At 43.9% G+C, this 515-nt stretch carries 1 protein-coding gene; it reads left to right on the top strand.

Translation table 11 applies throughout. The features are described from left to right. Positions 1-280: 280 nt before the first annotated feature. On the top strand, positions 281-515 hold a 235-nt coding region (locus tag KMS84_RS38885), incomplete at its 3' end, for a paraquat-inducible protein A (protein ID WP_256921273.1).

Below are 515 nucleotides of genomic sequence, written 5' to 3' on the forward strand. Positions count from 1 at the left end.
TCCCTGCGCTTAATTGAGAACCTCCACACGGTAATCGTGGCGATCGTCGCGCACTGCCTTAGTGAGTATTGCTAAATCTTGATAAAATCTTGATATTTTCTGAATCGTTTATTGAAAAGCGCAGTGTAGCCTTGCTCTGTGCTTTTCAAATTAGACCATCGCTCCCCGTTTACTGACCGCTTGTGGGTTCCTGGTTAAGAATCTTCGAGTGTTCTATACGTTTACGTAGTTACTCAGTAAGAGTGGATGGTGTGTCGAACCCACGTTTAGGAAAACTTACATGCAGCAAAATTCTGACTGGATTATCTGTGAGCATTGCGATTCAGTTTTCGAATATGTAATGCTGGAATCTGGTCAGACAGCGTTTTGCACGCGGTGCAAGGGAGTGCTTCAACAGGGATCTTCATTTACGATTGAACAGTTGTTTGCGATCTCTATCGCCAGTGCGCTTTTGTTCGTCTTTGCTAATGTATTTTCTGTCATAGATGTGAGTTTTCAGGGGGTGGGTAATCAGG

It is taken from the genome of Streptomyces hilarionis, assembly GCF_024539675.1.
In the GTDB taxonomy this organism is placed as follows: domain Bacteria; phylum Actinomycetota; class Actinomycetes; order Streptomycetales; family Streptomycetaceae; genus Streptomyces; species Streptomyces hilarionis.